Raw genomic sequence first — 15,430 nt, 5'->3', positions numbered from 1 at the left:
GTGTCATTGGTGATCCGAAAAGCCGATTTTTTTGTTTTACCTTTTCTTGAAATTTCGTCTTTTGCCGCCATATGATTTCTTACCACGACCGCGGCCTGCAAATTTTTTAGGATTGTATTCTGGGCCCTCGCCGATAGAGGCAGGCATAGGAACTTTCCTCACCACCGCTTCGATTAGGTCCTCGATTTTCTGGAAGTTTTCCTGGTCGTCTTCATTGATGAAAGTCACCGCTTCACCTTCAGAGGAAGCACGAGCTGTTCTGCCTATTCTATGCACGTAGTCAGCCGCGTCATTGGGCACGTCATAATTTATGATCATGTCGATATTGTCGACATCAATTCCTCTTGAGATAACATCTGTTGCCACGATGATCGGCAATAACTTGTTCTTAAATTCTCGGAGTATGTTTTCTCTTTCGGTTTGCTCCAGATCACTAGAAATACCTTTTGCTTCAAAGCCCTCTTTTTGAAGTGCTCGCGTAATTTCGCGCACTTTGGACTTACGTGAGGTAAATACAATGAGGCTTGGGATATCTCCGTATCGCAACAAGTGTTTTACTAAGTCTATTTTTTGCGCATCATAGGTTAGGAAAGCTACTTGAGTGATCTTCTCAGAAGGTTTAGATATAGAGATATTGATTTCCTCAGGGTCCTTTAAAATCTCCTTGGCCATCTTTCGGATTTTTGGGGCCATAGTCGCGGAGAAAAGCAGGTTCTGTCGTTCTTTAGGTAAGTGGGTAATGATTTTCATGATATCCTCATGAAACCCCATGTCCAACATTCGATCGGCCTCATCGAGTACGAGATGTTTTAGTTGGTCTACTTTTACATAACCAAGGTTTAGGTGCGAGATTAACTTACCTGGCGTACCGATCACGATATGAGTCCCTTTGGCCAGCGCGTTTTTTTCGCGCGTGAAACCTGCGCCATCACCACCACCATAAACTGGCAAGGACGTAATGCCACTAAAATAGCTCAGGCCTTCAAGCTGCTGATCAATTTGAACTGCCAATTCACGTGTCGGACAAATGATCATTGTATTGATATGCTCGTCTGATGCGCCACTTTCGGCAATTTTATGCATTAATGGTAAGAGGAAGGCGGCGGTTTTTCCTGTGCCAGTTTGTGCACAGCCAATAATGTCCTTATTGTCGATAATTAGTGGAATGGCTGCCTGTTGGATTGGTGTTGGGTTTTTGAAGCCCATGGCGTCTAAACCGGAAAGCACGTCTTCGTGTAAATTGAGTTCTGAAAAGGTCAAAGCTTGAACTATATTGTGATATGATATGTATTGTGCTTAAGTATGCACATGGAAATATACTAAGATCGAGCGTGGCAACAAGATAAGTGAACGAAAATGAAGAAAGCGACTTTTAAAACGAATATCAATTGTGGCGGATGTATCTCTACAGTTACTCCTTTTTTAGATGACGCAAAGTCGGTAAAAACTTGGTCAGTGGATACCGATTCCAAGCATAAAATTTTGACTGTTGAGGGCGCCGAACTAGATAAAAATGAAGTGATTTCCTTGGTTCAATCAGCTGGTTTCGAGATCAAAGAGCGCAAAGGACTCTTTTCTTTCTGACTATCTTTTTCTCCAGAAGTGCGGGGAAAGCAGCATCAATACGGTAAACAACTCTAGTCTACCCAATAGCATTAAGGTAGATAACAACCATTTGCCAGCCATTGGCATCGCTGAAAAGTTATCTACTGGACCAACTTCTCCAATTCCAGGGCCTACATTACCCAAAGAAGTGGCTACCGCACCAAAAGCCGTGTCAAACTCTACGTTCATGGCCGATAAAAGCACCACACCAACTAAGAACACCAATATATAAATCATGATGAAGGCAAGGACGTTGTAAACAATACCTTGATCCATGGCTTTGCCACTAATTCTAACTGGCATAACTGCCGATGGGTGCAATTGTCGTTTTAACTCCAGAAATGAGTTCTTGAATAAAACGACATGCCTGATAACTTTAACACCTCCCGCTGTAGACCCTGCTGAGCCCCCCACAAAGAGTAGGATAAAGAAAAGTACCGATAAGAAAGGTGCCCAAGCGGTGTAATCAGCCGATACAAACCCCGTGGTAGTTACTAAGGAAACAACTTGGAAAAGTGCTTCTCTAAACGATGTTTCGAGTGGTTGATCTTGAACAAATAATAAAGCAACGGTTACTACAATGGTAATAACCACGATGAAGGAGGTATAAACGATAAACTCCTCATTTTTAAAGACCTTTTTGAAGTTTCGCTTTAGCGCGAAGTAAGTAAGTGTAAAACTGGTTCCTGCCAAGAACATGAAGAATATGACGATGTACTGAATCACGGGTGAATCTAGCTGCATACTATCATTTGTGGTAGAAAAGCCACCTGTAGCCATGGTAGTCAATGAATGGTTGATCGCATCGAAAGCGCCCATTCCCGCGACATAAAGTGCCACGGCTTCGGCCAGCGTAAGTCCCACATAGAGGAACCAAAGTCTTTTCGCCGTTTCTTGAATTCTAGGTTGCAGTTTATCAGGGGTGATACCTGGAGCTTCAGCAGCGAACAACTGCATACCGCCAATGCCTAAAAAGGGGAGAATGGCCAATGCTAGTACAATCATACCCATACCACCAATCCATTGGGTAAGACTTCGCCAAAATAAAATGCCCTTAGGTACAATTTCGATGTCTGTCAGGATGGAAGCACCAGTGGTCGTATAACCCGACATAGTTTCAAAGAAGGCATTACCAAAGCTCGGAATGGCGCCACTAATCACATAGGGTAGGGCCCCAAAAAGTGATAAAACCACCCAACCCGCGGTGACAATAATGTATCCGTCCTTCTTCTTGAGCTCTTTGTTTTGGTTTTTTCGCTTGACTAATCGTAATAAGAAGCCTGAACCAATTGTAATTAAACTCGCAATGAGGATAGCTAGCCAGTCTGACTCCTTATAATAGACAGAAACGGGAATACAAAGTGCCATAAAGCCACCATTGATCAGCAGGATGATTCCTAGTAAATCGGCAATGACTTTAATATTGAACCTCATTTGATAACTATATGAAGTAATCTTCGACCTTTTTGATGCACTCGTGCTTAGCGAGTACTACAACGCGATCCTTGGGTAAAAAAGTGAAATTTCCTGGAGTGGTTAATCCTTTGCCATCCCTAATAACACCACCAATTATGGCAGATTTAGGGAATTGGAGGTTGCGCAATTCTTGTTGTGTGATTTTTGACGTTTCTTGAACTTCAAACTCTAGAATTTCGGCATCTACACCATGTATACTGGCTATGGAAACAATCTCGCCTTGGCGGATGTGTCTAAAGATAAAGTTAGCCGCTATGAGCTTTTTGTTGATCATCGTATCAACGCCAATACTCTGAGATAAATGGATATAATCCATGTTTTCAACCATAGCGATGGTTTTCTTTACCCCCATCTTTTTGGCTACCAAACAGGAAATGATGTTCGTTTCGGAGTCACCAGTTACGGCAATAAAGGCATCCATTTCATTGATGCTCTCCTCTTCGAGCAATTCTACGTTTCTACCGTCACCATTAATGACCATGGCATCTGGTAATTGATCAGCAAGTTCGAAACACTTTTGAGCATTACGCTCAATAAGTTTCACATTATATCTGGTGCTGAGCACTTTAGCAGCGTGGAATCCTACACGAGAGCCTCCTAATATCATAATACTTCTAACACCCTCTTTCTTTTTACCGCTTAGGAAAAGAAGCTTTTCAACACCTTCCGGTTGGGCAATAAAGTAGGCATGATCGTTTTGCTCGAAGCGGGTATCACCATAAGGAATAATTGTTTCATTATTTCTAAGGATGGCCACTGTCATAAAGGTCTGATCTGGGTTGATCTTAGCTACTTCTAGCATAGATTTTCCCTTCAGCGGGCTACCCTCGTCGATGTTGACACCGATCAGTTGTAGCAATCCTTTCTCGAACTCAAAGCTATCGGTAACAGCTACCTCTTTTAGGAGTCTTTTAATCTCCTTTGCTGCTAATGATTCAGGAGAAATAACATCATCAATGCCTAAATGCTTAAGGTTTAGCTTGTCTTTTTGGTAAATGAACTCCGTATTAGAAATACGGGCAATAGTTCTTTTCGCCCCTAAATGCTTGGCGATAATGGCAGTAGCAATGTTAGTTTCTTCCGAAGAAGTAACTGCTATGAGCAGATCGGCATTAGCTACACCCGCTTCTTCTAATATATTATATGAAGTAGAGGTACCTTTAATGGTACTTGCGTCAACAGAATTTCCAGCTTGCTTTAGCTTGTCCGCGGCTCTATCAATTAGTACAATGTCTTGCCCTTCTTGACAGAGTAGTTTGGCTAAATGAAACCCCACATTTCCAACCCCTGCTATAATGACTCTCATGTAATGTCTCTTGTAAAGTGCGGCAATTTAGGAAGAATTATATATTAATTCTGGTTTTTGGATTGGGTTTCCTTGGCAAACGATTACGCTTTATTGGAATCTCCGCTAATATTACCTGACCTAATATGAAGGTCACGTTGAGGGAAAGGTATTTCTATGTTGTGCTCTTTGAACTTCTCAAAAATCATATAATACAACTGACTCTTTAATACAATAGGCCTATTTATATAAGAGCTGGTCCAGATCAGTAAGTCAAAATCGATAGAACTATCGCCATAACCTATAAATAGAACTTCGGGTTTCGGCCGCTTCAAAATATCATTGTGCTCATTTGCGATCTCAAGTAATATTTCCTTGATTTTAGCAGGGTCTTCATTGTAAGAAACTCCTAAAGGCACGTGTACTCTTACCCTTCTGTCATTGTGACTCCAGTTAATGACTTGCTTATTGATCAGGTCGGAGTTAGGTATAATGATGGAAATGTTATCGTTGGTGTTGACCATCGTGGCTCTAGACGAAATTTTGACAATATCGCCAGCTACATTTCCAACTTCGATGCGATCACCGACTTTAACGGGTCTTTCAAAAAGGATAATAAGACCTGATATAAAGTTATTGGCAATATTCTGGAGGCCAAATCCAATACCAACTCCTAGCGCACCAGCTAGCACGTTGAGAGAACCTAAGTTAATCCCTGAACCTTGGATGATTATAAAAGCACCTAAAACGATGAAGAAGTATTGGATAATAGTTCCGATTGACTGACTAACGCCGATATCTTCAGAATACTTTGATAGTATTTGTTTCACAAAAATCGACTTGAGCTTTCCAGAAAAGAAGACTAAAAGACTCAGGAAAATGATCAGTCGGATAACGTCAAAAACTCGTAATGTAGGTACGCCCTCTTTGTCTTTTGTCAAAGCGATGTTCAGATCAGAGTCTGCACCCAAGCCGATCGCGGTAAGCAGAAGTACGAGTCCAATCGCTAGTATTATATATTTCGTAGTATTGCCGATCGACAATACAGTCTTGCGATCTTCCACATACCTTGGTAAAATACGATTGATGAGCGTGGCTCTGACAATGTTACCAAAGACATTAATGAGAATTAAGAATACGAATGGAATAATGACCTCTGTAGCCGTAAAACTCAGGGAGTCACCAATTTGGATTGGTTCTCCTAGAATAGGGACATTACTGTTGATGAAATTGATCAGTAGATCATAAATCTCCATATGCCAATATAGTTATCTTTTAAGATTAAGGCAGCAAAATGGACGAGTCTCCATAGCTTAAAAAACGATAATTGTTTTTTAAGGCGTGATCATAAACTTTTTGCCAATCCTCGCCGATAAAAGCGGCAATTAATAGGAGTAAGGTGCTTCCCGGCTGATGGAAGTTGGTGATTAAACCGTCACACACCTTAAACTTGTAACCAGGCATGATAAAGATTTCCGTTGTACCATGAATTCGAACCAAATTTTGACGATCCATCCACTCAGCGATCGTTTCAAATGCCAATTTTCTTGAAGGTAGCGACGATGCTTCCTGATAAATTTCAAGCTTGTCAATAGCAAAGGCGTCATTTCCATTAATCAATCTTACCCCAAACCAATAAAGACTCTCTAAGGACCTCATGGAGGTAGTACCAACGGCAACGACTTGTTCGGCCGCTATGATTTGATCGACCGTTTCTTTGGTTATCTCTACTTGTTCTGAGTGCATCGGGTGTTCCCTCGCGTCGCTCACTTTGATGGGCTGAAACGTACCTGCACTTACATGAAGAGTCAAAAAAGACTCTGTGATGCCTTTATCCTTTAAGTTTTTTAAAATATCCGCTGTAAAGTGCAAACCAGCCGTCGGGGCAGCCACAGCACCCTCTTCTTCAGAGTAAACTGTCTGATATCTTGGTTTATCCTCTGCCTCAGGGGCTCTATTTAGGTATGGGGGTAGTGGTACTTCTCCTGCCAGTTCTACTATTTCAGCGAAAGAGTAATCGGAATTATCCCATTCAAAAGCGATATGCTTTTCATCTCTATCAATAATTGTTGCTTTTAGGTGAATGGTATCACCGTTACAAGACAGTTTGCTAATTAGTGTTTGGTCTTCTTTCCAGCGCTTAAAATTCCCGATCATGCATTGCCAAGAAACTCGCTTTGTTTCTTCCATTACCGAACTCATGATGGTACTGGGGGTAATTGGGTTGAGCAAGAATATCTCTATTTGAGCACCGGTTTCTTTGTGAAAATAAAGTCTGGCCGGAATCACTTTGGTGTTGTTAAAGCAAAGCGTGGTTTTTCTATCTAGGAAGTCTTCGATTTCTTCAAAAGAGTTATCGGAGATGTTCCCTTGCCGATAAGCAAGTAGTTTGGCATCTGATCTTTTGGCCAACGGACGTTTGGCGATTTTGTGATCGGGGAGCTCGTAATTGATTAGATCTAGGTCTGGAGAATCTGGCAATTTCATATCTACCGGTAAAATTAACTTCGATATTGGAAAGTCGAACGGTAACAATCGTTATTTAATGCTGTCTATTACTGCGAGTAAGCTGAATTTCATCCCTCTCTGCGACCGTTTGGCATTTTTTTCAATTTCCATGCAACTTTTTTCGACCCTACTTTTTCGAAAATGTGTCCGCTTTTATGCACGAAAATGAACATGGTCTATAATTCTTAAAAATCGGATAAAGATTTAACTATCTGTAAAACAGTGAGTTGTATTTTTTGGCACAGCGATTGGAAAACAGTTTACAGGTCAAAAACAACGGTCAATTTTTAGGTCAAATTTTTCTGTCTTAAGGCAGAACTCAAAATATCACAACAACAATGAAAAACGTTAGTAAAAGAAATATCTCAGCGCTCTTCGCGCTACTCTTAGCAGGAACAATTCTTACCTCTACTAAGACAAATACAGTTGCAAACTTACCAGAATACGATGCTCTCGCAGACAATCACTACACTGAATATGTAGATGAGTTTGTGGATGAGTATTTCGACGACATTGAAGAAGAAGTATTCGAATCTCAGGAATATGTTAAAGTTTACGATGAGCGTGATGAACTTATCGTGGATGGGTTGAGATCAGAACTTGGAGAAGAACAGCTTCAAGTTTTGAGACAAGCAGACTTACTCACTGAGCTTTCGGGTACTAAATATTACCAATTAAATAATTAATTAGTTAGTAGTTTTAGTTTAAGGTTGAATAAGGCGATTTCGAACGGAAATCGCCTTTTCTATTTTATAGACCTTAATAACTAACCAGCATAAACTTGATTTCATCGCCTGGTTTCATTTGCGCCACCAAGTCGATGTCATCAGAAATTACATTAGCAATCCGTGGGTATCCGCCGGTCGTTTGCGCATCGGCCATCAGAATGATCGGCTTACCGGCATTTGTAATCTGGATGGTACCATTTACAATTCCAGATGATAATTCCTCGCGTTTTGCTTCATAGCCCTTCAATGATTCTTTAAGCCGGTATCCCATTCTGTTAGATTCAGGCCCAATCGTAAACATTTTTTCAAAAAACTCTTCAATGATATCTAGCGTAAATAGGCCAAATTCAGGGCCTGTTACTACGCGAACTACGTAAGTTGATGAGAAGGCTGGCCGTTTCGAAACCGCTGTTACTTTTGGCTCTTGTGGTGTTTTTCTAATTACCGAAATAGAGTCTCCCTCTTGAAGTTGAGAAGGTAGATTTGAGGATTTCATGATATCGGGAACAGCACTTTGGCTATTTAACCATACTGGTGTTTTCCACTCACCCCCGATACTTAAATAGGCTCGGCAACCTTCAATAGCTTGACCAAACGATAATACATCACCCTTTTTTACATTGAGTGTACGGAAATTATCTACCAAATTACCATTGATCGTAGGAGACATGTTAGCACCGGTAATAGCTATTTGGCAAATACCTTCAAATTCTAGGGTAGGACCTGCCAGTGCCATTTCCAATACAGGACAATCTTTAGCATTACCGACAAGCTCGTTGGCTAAATGCATAGCGCTTTTATCCAGTGCTCCACCAATTGGAATTCCTTGATCTTGTACCCCCAAACGTCCGTTATCTTGAATGGAAGTGTGTACTCCCGACTTTTTAATATGAACTAAAACGGGATCAGACATGCGCAATCTCCATTTCGAAAATGTCTGTCTCAATTTTCAATTGAATAAATCGGTATTCTTCCTTCCCTATAGCACGAAACTTAACTGAATCTCCTGGCTGCAGGACACTAGCCGGATTATTCTCTGGGTTAAACATTTCTATCGGTGTATTACCGATGATTTGCCAACCACCCGGTGCCATAGCAGGATAAATACCCGTTTGCAAACCAGCCAGTCCAACGGCACCTTTCGGCACCTTTAACCTTGGTGTAGTCTTGCGCGGACAATCGAGTGCCTTTGGTAAACTTCCCATATAAGCGAACCCCGCCACGAAACCGAGCATGTATACATGATAAACCTGACTCGTGTGGTATTCGATGATTTCTTCCTGACTAATTTTCGTGTGAAGAACTACCTCATCCATATCTAAGCTGAAATCAGGCGCATAGCAGACAGGAATCACAAATGTTTTTGATGACGTAATGAGTTGATCCTGATCAGCTAATTCGGAATAATTCTGATGGATTAAGGCTGATGCCTCTTCAAACGAGGTGGCATTAGAAGATAGTCCAAGTGTGAGGGAGTTATAAGCTGGAATTAGAAAATTAAAGGTCGGATTACTTTTAAGTTTTTGGTACAGGGCAATGACTCTTTGGTTGACCTCTATTGATATTTCTCGATCAAAGGTTACGATTAGGGCACTATCACCAAAAGGGTCAACCCGCATCAAAAAGCTTTTTTCTGAATATTAGAAGCACTAAGCTTCTTATCTATAGCCGTTAGAATGTTCACGGCAGCGGGATTGTCTCCATGTATGCAAAAGCTTCTTGCTTTCAATGCCACTTCTTGACCACCCGAACTCAAAGTCTGATTGTTAACAGTAATGGATAACACTTGACTAGCCGCTACTTCTGGGTCTTGAATAACCGCGTTGGGGAGAGTTCTAGACCTTAGTTTTCCATCAACCTCATAATATCGATCGGCAAATGCTTCTGGAATATAATCGAGACCCATTTCATCAAGGATTTGCTGAACATGACTACCTGCCAATCCCATAATCTTCAAATTTGGATCTATACTTTCTATGGCAGAATAGACAGTTCTGGCGACGGTTTCATTTTTAGCAATCTCATTGTAAAGTGCTCCATGTGGTTTTACATAAGCAAGTTTTCCGCCTGCACTTTTTACCATGCCTTGCAGCGCTGAAATCTGGTATTTTATATAGGATGAAAGTTCCGCTTTCGCTATCGGAAGCACACGCCTGCCAAACCCTTGCAAATCTGGGTATCCGGGATGCGCCCCAATCTGAACATTATGTTCTAAGGCCATATTGATGGTTTTTTCAATATGATAAGGGTCACCCGCGTGCATGCCACAGGCTATATTACACGAGGTAATATGTGGGAAAACAGCTTCGTCATTACCAATTTTAAAATTGCCGAAGCTTTCGCCCATATCGCAATTAATATCCACAGAGCGCATAGCCTTATTCTTTGTCTGGTTCTATAAAAAAGACCTCTTGAATCTTTCCATTCCTGATTTTAAAGAGGGCAAAAACTTCTGTTGCAGGTCGGTCTTTACTAAAGATGACATGTTCTAGGTCGATAACCGTATTACCCAAAACCACGCGATTTTTTACAGTACAGTAAAGGTCAGGTGAATTGGCAAACATTGGACCGTAAGTCTTGCGCATTTCATCTATGCCTGACATGACCAACTGGTTTGGGTGATTGTATATTTTTACTGAATCACTATAGTTGATCAGAAATTTATCGATGTCCTTGTTGTTGTAAGCCGTCAACTGATTTTCGACAAGTTTGACAGCTGCCTTTGAATCTTGGGCGTTTAACCCAACACAAAAGCACATGACTATTAAAGGAAGAAGAAGTCTTTTCATTGTCAACCTATTGTTTCTAGGTTGAATCTAAGAAAAATGATAGACTATTGAGGTACGTTGTTTTAGGATCAGTCCTAAATGCAGTTTTGGAGTCTAGCTATTCGTTAAATGGACCACTGATAGACGTAACATGGCAACAATCATGACCCACTACAAAATCTTGTTGTACTACGATTTGGTTTCCTATTAAACCGAAGAACCTCAGGTTGGTGCCATTCATATTGATTTCTGTAAGCTCATTATCTGTCACTACCGTGTAAGTATCTTCTTGATCTAAAAGGGAATTCTGAATGCTGTAAGTGTTTCCGTTGTCAAGATTTTGTGTGTAGAAACTATCCAGAGAAATCGTCTGCCCGTTTAGGCCGCGTGGTGTGAAAGTTAGGGAGACAAAGATTTCTGTACATGCCTGATTAGCCGAACACGTTTTCAAATTGTTTATGGGAGAATCATCGGTTTCATTACAGCCGAGCAAAAGGAAACAACCTAACAACAGGTAAACAAACTTTTTCATAAATGTCATTTGCTCTATTAGAGTGACTGAATACAAAAAAGGTTGGAATGGTGTTTAGCCGATGGTTATAATAGGCGGAAATGGCTCTTGGTCTATTCCACAGCTTTTGCATGTATGCGAAGCTCTTGTTCCTGTTTGAAGCGCTCAATACCCAACTCAATTAGAATATCTAATAGTTCTGAGTAAGGAATACCAGTCGCTTCCCACATCTTTGGATACATACTAATGTTAGTAAAACCTGGAATGGTATTGATTTCATTGATCAGAACCTCTTCCTTTTCGGTAACAAAAAAGTCTACGCGCGCCAGTCCTTCACAACCCATGGCTGAATATGCTTTTACAGCCGTCTCTCGGATTAAATCGATTTGTACTTGACTGATGTCGGCTGGAATCAGGGTAGAGGATGCATCTTTATCCACATATTTTGATTCGAAATCATAGAACTCCGTTTCCATAACCACTTCACCGGGGAGAGAAGCTTTGGGTTTATCATTTCCTAAAACAGCGCACTCTACTTCTTTCCCGACAATGGTGGTTTCTATTAAAACTTTGTGATCGTAGCCTAACGCTTCTTCAATTTTGAGTTTGTATTCGGCCTCAGTCGATACTTTGAATACACCAACGGAAGAGCCGAGATTGGCGGGTTTAATGAAAATGGGCATGCCCAATTGCTTTTCCAAGTCTTGGAAAGTAGGTTTGTGGTCTGGAGTAGCAATCATATATGGAGCTATTCCAATGCCGCAATCCCTTAAAACCCTTTTGGTCATGTCCTTATCCATACACGCCGAAGATGCCATTACACCACAGCCAACAAAAGGGACATTGACCATTTTAAAGAAGCCTTGAATAGTCCCGTCCTCACCAAATAAGCCATGAAGAACAGGAAAAGCGACATCAACCCGAGTCAAGTTATTTCCAGAAGATAAATCTATCAACTGTGCTCCTTCAGGGGAGGGTACCATGGTCACTGGTTGGTTCGCTTCATCCGCTATGTCGGTTTTTAAGAACCAGTGTCCATTAATGTCTATGTACACCAAAGAGATGTTGTATCTGGATTGGTCCAGATACTTTAAAATGCTCTTTGTCGATAGAATCGATATTTCGTGTTCTGTTGATTTACCACCGTAAACAACGGCTAGATTCAGCTTAGACATAGTCGGGTTATTTCTATAAATGAAGAACGCTAACTGATGGGAATTTTCATACATCAGGCTTACATAAATTTTAAAATTCCCTTGTAGCCGATCGATTGGTTCTGGCGGGGGTGATGTCCTAGAATTTGTATCTTCCAGCATGAAATCGAAATTCTGGAATTTTATTTTCTGGTTGGTCATTGCCGCAGCTTTCATTGGTCCTGGTACAGTGACAGCTGCAGCTTCGGCAGGTGCTAGTTATCAATATCAGCTGCTTTGGGCTCTTCTCTTTTCTACATTGGCTTGCGCAGTGCTACAAGAGGCGGCAGCTAGGGTTGCTATAGTTTCGGGCGATGGTTTAGGCGTAGCGATTCAAAAACGCTATAAGTCAAATGGATTGGTTTGGTTCATTGCAATTGCTGTTTTCTTGGGTTGTGCCGCATATGAGGCGGGGAATATTTTAGGAGCAATATCAGGTTTGGCCTTAATTGTGACAGGCATACCCAAGTGGGCTTTTACACTAATCATTGTGGGGGTGGCAGGAGCAGTGCTTTTTACAGGAAAGATCAGCTCAGTTGCTAATGCTATGGGCATAGTAGTCGCCGTCATGGGGCTGGCATTTTTATATGCGGCGTTTACCGTAAAAATTGACGCCAGTGAATTCCTAACAGGTCTTTTTATACCTAAAATAAATGCTAATAATGCCTTGCTTACTTTGGGTTTAGTCGGCACCACCATAGTGCCCTACAACATATTCCTTGGATCAGGACTCGCTAAAGGGCAAAGCATAAAGGAAATGCGATCAGGTATGATACCCTCAATAATCCTAGGAGGCATTATTTCTATGGCCGTTTTAGTGGTGGGCATAGCAATAGTGGGAGAGTTTGGTTTCGATAACCTTTATAATCAACTCACAGCCGATCATGGTAAATTTATGGGTGTCGTATTTGCCATTGGACTTTTCGCGGCGGGTTTTACGTCGAGTATAACCGCAGCTTTGGCTGGCGCTATTACGATTAATAGTGCCAAGAAGAATGCATCCGAAACGAATCAATGGAAGTTTCAACGCATTTGGATACTTGTTTTAGCCACTGGTTTAGTATTCGGCGTAAGTGGTATTAAGCCGATCCCGGTAATTATTCTAGCTCAAGCAGCTAATGGATTTATCCTGCCTTTGTTGGCTTTTTTGCTTTGGCAAATGGTGAATAATGCGACAACCATGAGAGATGATGCCAACGGCCTAATTTTGAATGTACTCATGGGTATTACAGTATTTGTCACAGCCATGCTCGGCTTCATTAACGTTTTTAAAGCAGTATTTGCTGCTTTAGGTAAACAATTTTCTTTTGAAGGAAGTATTCAAATTATCATTCTTGTTTCAGCAGGGGCAACTTTATTATTTGGGATTTATAAAATTAGTAGGGAGAAAAATGAAGTTTAAATCGTTCAGAATCCAGGCACTGGATTTACAATTCACGTGCAGATCGATCAAACTAAAGCCAATTTTATTATTCATAAGCTTTTCACTTTTTCTTGTAGCTTGTGGAGGAAACGATGATACTGATGCTCCAGACCAAGATCCAGAGCCACAGCCATTATCACTCGATAACTGCCCGGTAGCAGTATCCAACGAAACCTTTGATATTCTCACTTGGAATATACAGCAGTACCCGAAGTCCAGCATAACGGCCAACATAGTGGAAGAAGTGATTGAAATTTATGACGTGGACGTAATTTCCCTTCAAGAGATTACATCAGTAACTGTTTTCAATAGTTTGGTATCAAAACTACAAGGTTGGTCTGGAACGATCACTCAAGTGAATGGGAGTAATCTGATGCTTGGTTATTTGTACAAAGATAGCGAGGTTACCGTAGAAGGGACCCCTTTCAACCTTTTCGAAGGATCAACAGATGAAAATAATAATGCTTTTACAGCATTCCGTAGACCTTATCTGTTAAAAGCCAATCACACGAACGGCCTTAGTATCAACTTGATTAATATTCATCTTAAATGTTGTAATGGCTCTCAAGACAGAAGGAGAGCAGCCTCCGATCTTTTAAAAGGATATATTGATAATAACCTGGCAAACGAAGAAGTCCTTATGTTAGGAGACTATAATGACGATATTATTGACACTGATAACGTTTTTCAGGTATTCTTAGATGATCCACAGCATTACAGGTTTACCACCATGCCAGTAGCCGAAGGGCCAAGTTCAGGTTGGTCATATCCCTCATTTCCAAGTCAGATCGACAATGTTTTAGTAACCGATGAGCTCTTTGATAATGAAATTTCCACTGAAGTGATTTCACTAGATCACTGTGTACCAAATTACTTTACTAGCGTATCCGATCATAGACCCGTTTTAGTCAGGTTAAGAGCAGATCAATAGCGATCCGCTTGATTTAATGGCTTCTATTTTGGCATAAAGATTGTCTAGAGAGGGGAAACCAATATGTTATGCAAAAACTCAAATTATCAATCACACTAATGTTTTTAAGCTTGAGCGCGGTCATCGCTCAAGAATTTGCCGAACCATTCACCACCTTTATCAGCGATAGGGAGTGCTATGTAATTACTGCCGATGGAGAAGAAGTCTTTGGTACGTTACGCGCGGCAACAGAATCCAGGGGTTTTATTACGAGGCTACGAATTAGAGATGAATCTGGTCAGATTCATAAATTTAAGGCTGAGGACGTCGTAAGATTTGCGATTAGACCAGATGCCTTCACCAAAAGTATAACGGTGTCAGAAAAAGCAACATCCATACGCCATATTATCACAACTGATCATAATAATATTTTAGATAGAGATTGGATTTATTACGATGCTCAAAGCATGCCGAGAAGGAAGAATAAGATCGCTTTACTACAATTACTAAACCCTGGATTTGATGAATTTATTAAAGTTTATGACCATAGAAATGGGTCTAAATCCATGCCGATCAGTATAGGCGGAGTACACGTGGTAGGTGGTGAGGAAAGAACACTTTTGGTCGTTCAGGGTGATTCAAAACCTAGAATTGTGCGAAAAGCTTCTTTCAAAAAAGCCTTTGTCGATATTTTCTCCGACCAGCCTGAAATTTTCAAGACAGTAAAGGGTAAACCAAAGTTTAAAGAATTCGCTCGGTATATACAAACCTATAATGTCATGAAAGACGAGTCATTAGCTGCTCAAAGATAAATGATTGGTCTGTTGGAATGTGCTGAAGAGATCTCACCATTTGTCATCTTTTTTACCAAATATTCAGAATTAGATTTGCATTCAAATTTTCCTTTTTTACATTTGAAGCATAATGAAAATGACAAACAGAAATAACGCTTGGTGGTGGCACGTAACGGAAATCCGATAACGTGAGCTAGGTGCTATTCAAAATATAAAAATTAAAAGCCTG

General features: G+C 40.8%; 16 protein-coding genes. 5 read left to right on the top strand and 11 right to left on the bottom strand.

All coding sequences use genetic code 11. From position 1 onward, the window contains the following. Positions 1–36: 36 nt before the first annotated feature. Entirely contained in the window at positions 37–1,260 is a 1,224-nt protein-coding gene (locus BFP71_RS17145) for a DEAD/DEAH box helicase (protein ID WP_069836645.1), read from the bottom strand. A 96-nt stretch (positions 1,261–1,356) separates the two neighbouring features. On the opposite strand from BFP71_RS17145, the gene BFP71_RS17140 reads away from it, so the two are divergent. Beyond that, positions 1,357–1,584 carry a heavy-metal-associated domain-containing protein gene (locus tag BFP71_RS17140; RefSeq protein ID WP_069836644.1) on the top strand — a complete coding sequence of 76 codons (228 nt, stop codon included), beginning with the start codon at positions 1,357–1,359 and terminating at the stop codon, positions 1,582–1,584. On the opposite strand, the gene BFP71_RS17135 is transcribed toward BFP71_RS17140, so the two are convergent. The 4 genes from BFP71_RS17135 to BFP71_RS17120 form a co-directional block, all read right to left on the bottom strand. Further along, the gene (locus BFP71_RS17135; protein ID WP_069836643.1) at positions 1,585–3,039 is read right to left on the bottom strand and encodes a TrkH family potassium uptake protein; all 1,455 of its coding nucleotides are present in this window, start codon (positions 3,037–3,039) and stop codon (positions 1,585–1,587) included. Between the two features lie 7 nt (positions 3,040–3,046). Further along, complete coding sequence (gene trkA, locus BFP71_RS17130; protein WP_069836642.1) at positions 3,047–4,387, bottom strand: Trk system potassium transporter TrkA; 1,341 nt, start codon at positions 4,385–4,387, stop codon at positions 3,047–3,049. Positions 4,388–4,470: 83 nt separating this feature from the next. Next, the gene (locus tag BFP71_RS17125) at positions 4,471–5,622 is read right to left on the bottom strand and encodes a mechanosensitive ion channel family protein (RefSeq protein ID WP_088125094.1); all 1,152 of its coding nucleotides are present in this window, start codon (positions 5,620–5,622) and stop codon (positions 4,471–4,473) included. A 25-nt stretch (positions 5,623–5,647) separates the two neighbouring features. Next, a complete protein-coding gene (locus BFP71_RS17120; RefSeq protein WP_069836641.1) occupies positions 5,648–6,853 on the bottom strand; it encodes an S-adenosylmethionine:tRNA ribosyltransferase-isomerase in 1,206 nt (401 codons plus the stop codon). A 359-nt stretch (positions 6,854–7,212) separates the two neighbouring features. Between BFP71_RS17120 and BFP71_RS17115 the strand changes: the two genes are divergently transcribed. Next, complete coding sequence (locus BFP71_RS17115; RefSeq protein ID WP_069836640.1) at positions 7,213–7,560, top strand: hypothetical protein; 348 nt, start codon at positions 7,213–7,215, stop codon at positions 7,558–7,560. Between the two features lie 73 nt (positions 7,561–7,633). On the opposite strand, the gene BFP71_RS17110 is transcribed toward BFP71_RS17115, so the two are convergent. From BFP71_RS17110 to BFP71_RS17085, 6 genes are all read right to left on the bottom strand, one after another. After that, on the bottom strand, positions 7,634–8,548 hold the full coding sequence (locus BFP71_RS17110) for a 5-oxoprolinase subunit C family protein (protein ID WP_176723379.1): 915 nt from the start codon (positions 8,546–8,548) through the stop codon (positions 7,634–7,636). Further along, on the bottom strand, positions 8,508–9,221 hold the full coding sequence (gene pxpB, locus BFP71_RS17105; protein ID WP_069836638.1) for a 5-oxoprolinase subunit PxpB: 714 nt from the start codon (positions 9,219–9,221) through the stop codon (positions 8,508–8,510). The genes BFP71_RS17110 and pxpB overlap by 41 nt, the downstream gene beginning before the upstream one ends. Then, positions 9,221–9,976, bottom strand: coding sequence for a 5-oxoprolinase subunit PxpA (locus tag BFP71_RS17100; protein ID WP_069836637.1), 756 nt, complete (start codon positions 9,974–9,976; stop codon positions 9,221–9,223). Before BFP71_RS17100 ends, pxpB begins: the two co-directional genes overlap by 1 nt. Positions 9,977–9,980: 4 nt before the next feature. Further along, a complete protein-coding gene (locus BFP71_RS17095; protein ID WP_069836636.1) occupies positions 9,981–10,391 on the bottom strand; it encodes a nuclear transport factor 2 family protein in 411 nt (136 codons plus the stop codon). Between the two features lie 97 nt (positions 10,392–10,488). Next, on the bottom strand, positions 10,489–10,902 hold the full coding sequence (locus tag BFP71_RS17090; protein WP_069836635.1) for a hypothetical protein: 414 nt from the start codon (positions 10,900–10,902) through the stop codon (positions 10,489–10,491). 92 nt (positions 10,903–10,994) lie between these two features. After that, complete coding sequence (locus BFP71_RS17085) at positions 10,995–12,197, bottom strand: D-alanine--D-alanine ligase family protein (protein ID WP_222843496.1); 1,203 nt, start codon at positions 12,195–12,197, stop codon at positions 10,995–10,997. On the opposite strand from BFP71_RS17085, the gene BFP71_RS17080 reads away from it, so the two are divergent. The 3 genes from BFP71_RS17080 (at position 12,196) to BFP71_RS17070 (ending at position 15,219) form a co-directional block, all read left to right on the top strand. Then, on the top strand, positions 12,196–13,476 hold the full coding sequence (locus BFP71_RS17080; protein WP_069836634.1) for an NRAMP family divalent metal transporter: 1,281 nt from the start codon (positions 12,196–12,198) through the stop codon (positions 13,474–13,476). The genes BFP71_RS17085 and BFP71_RS17080 overlap by 2 nt on opposite strands. Continuing rightward, complete coding sequence (locus BFP71_RS17075; RefSeq protein WP_069836633.1) at positions 13,466–14,428, top strand: endonuclease/exonuclease/phosphatase family protein; 963 nt, start codon at positions 13,466–13,468, stop codon at positions 14,426–14,428. Before BFP71_RS17080 ends, BFP71_RS17075 begins: the two co-directional genes overlap by 11 nt. 68 nt (positions 14,429–14,496) lie before the next feature. After that, a complete protein-coding gene (locus BFP71_RS17070; protein ID WP_069836632.1) occupies positions 14,497–15,219 on the top strand; it encodes a hypothetical protein in 723 nt (240 codons plus the stop codon). Positions 15,220–15,430: the final 211 nt, after the last annotated feature.

It is taken from the genome of Roseivirga misakiensis (genome assembly GCF_001747105.1).
Taxonomy (GTDB): domain Bacteria; phylum Bacteroidota; class Bacteroidia; order Cytophagales; family Cyclobacteriaceae; genus Roseivirga; species Roseivirga misakiensis.
This window is presented reverse-complemented; position numbering and strand designations above follow the sequence as displayed.

Excerpts from the sequence above, each read along its gene's own strand:
- BFP71_RS17070 (WP_069836632.1), top strand. The coding sequence starts at position 14,497 with ATGCAAAAACTCAAATTATCAATCACACTAATGTTTTTAAGCTTGAGC.
- BFP71_RS17135 (WP_069836643.1), bottom strand. The coding sequence starts at position 3,039 with ATGAGGTTCAATATTAAAGTCATTGCCGATTTACTAGGAATCATCCTG.
- trkA (WP_069836642.1), bottom strand. The coding sequence starts at position 4,387 with ATGAGAGTCATTATAGCAGGGGTTGGAAATGTGGGGTTTCATTTAGCC.
- BFP71_RS17100 (WP_069836637.1), bottom strand. The coding sequence starts at position 9,976 with ATGCGCTCTGTGGATATTAATTGCGATATGGGCGAAAGCTTCGGCAAT.
- BFP71_RS17115 (WP_069836640.1), top strand. The coding sequence starts at position 7,213 with ATGAAAAACGTTAGTAAAAGAAATATCTCAGCGCTCTTCGCGCTACTC.
- BFP71_RS17095 (WP_069836636.1), bottom strand. The coding sequence starts at position 10,391 with ATGAAAAGACTTCTTCTTCCTTTAATAGTCATGTGCTTTTGTGTTGGG.
- BFP71_RS17075 (WP_069836633.1), top strand. The coding sequence starts at position 13,466 with ATGAAGTTTAAATCGTTCAGAATCCAGGCACTGGATTTACAATTCACG.
- BFP71_RS17090 (WP_069836635.1), bottom strand. The coding sequence starts at position 10,902 with ATGAAAAAGTTTGTTTACCTGTTGTTAGGTTGTTTCCTTTTGCTCGGC.
- BFP71_RS17125 (WP_088125094.1), bottom strand. The coding sequence starts at position 5,622 with ATGGAGATTTATGATCTACTGATCAATTTCATCAACAGTAATGTCCCT.
- BFP71_RS17120 (WP_069836641.1), bottom strand. The coding sequence starts at position 6,853 with ATGAAATTGCCAGATTCTCCAGACCTAGATCTAATCAATTACGAGCTC.
- BFP71_RS17140 (WP_069836644.1), top strand. The coding sequence starts at position 1,357 with ATGAAGAAAGCGACTTTTAAAACGAATATCAATTGTGGCGGATGTATC.
- BFP71_RS17080 (WP_069836634.1), top strand. The coding sequence starts at position 12,196 with ATGAAATCGAAATTCTGGAATTTTATTTTCTGGTTGGTCATTGCCGCA.
- pxpB (WP_069836638.1), bottom strand. The coding sequence starts at position 9,221 with ATGCGGGTTGACCCTTTTGGTGATAGTGCCCTAATCGTAACCTTTGAT.
- BFP71_RS17085 (WP_222843496.1), bottom strand. The coding sequence starts at position 12,197 with ATGCTGGAAGATACAAATTCTAGGACATCACCCCCGCCAGAACCAATC.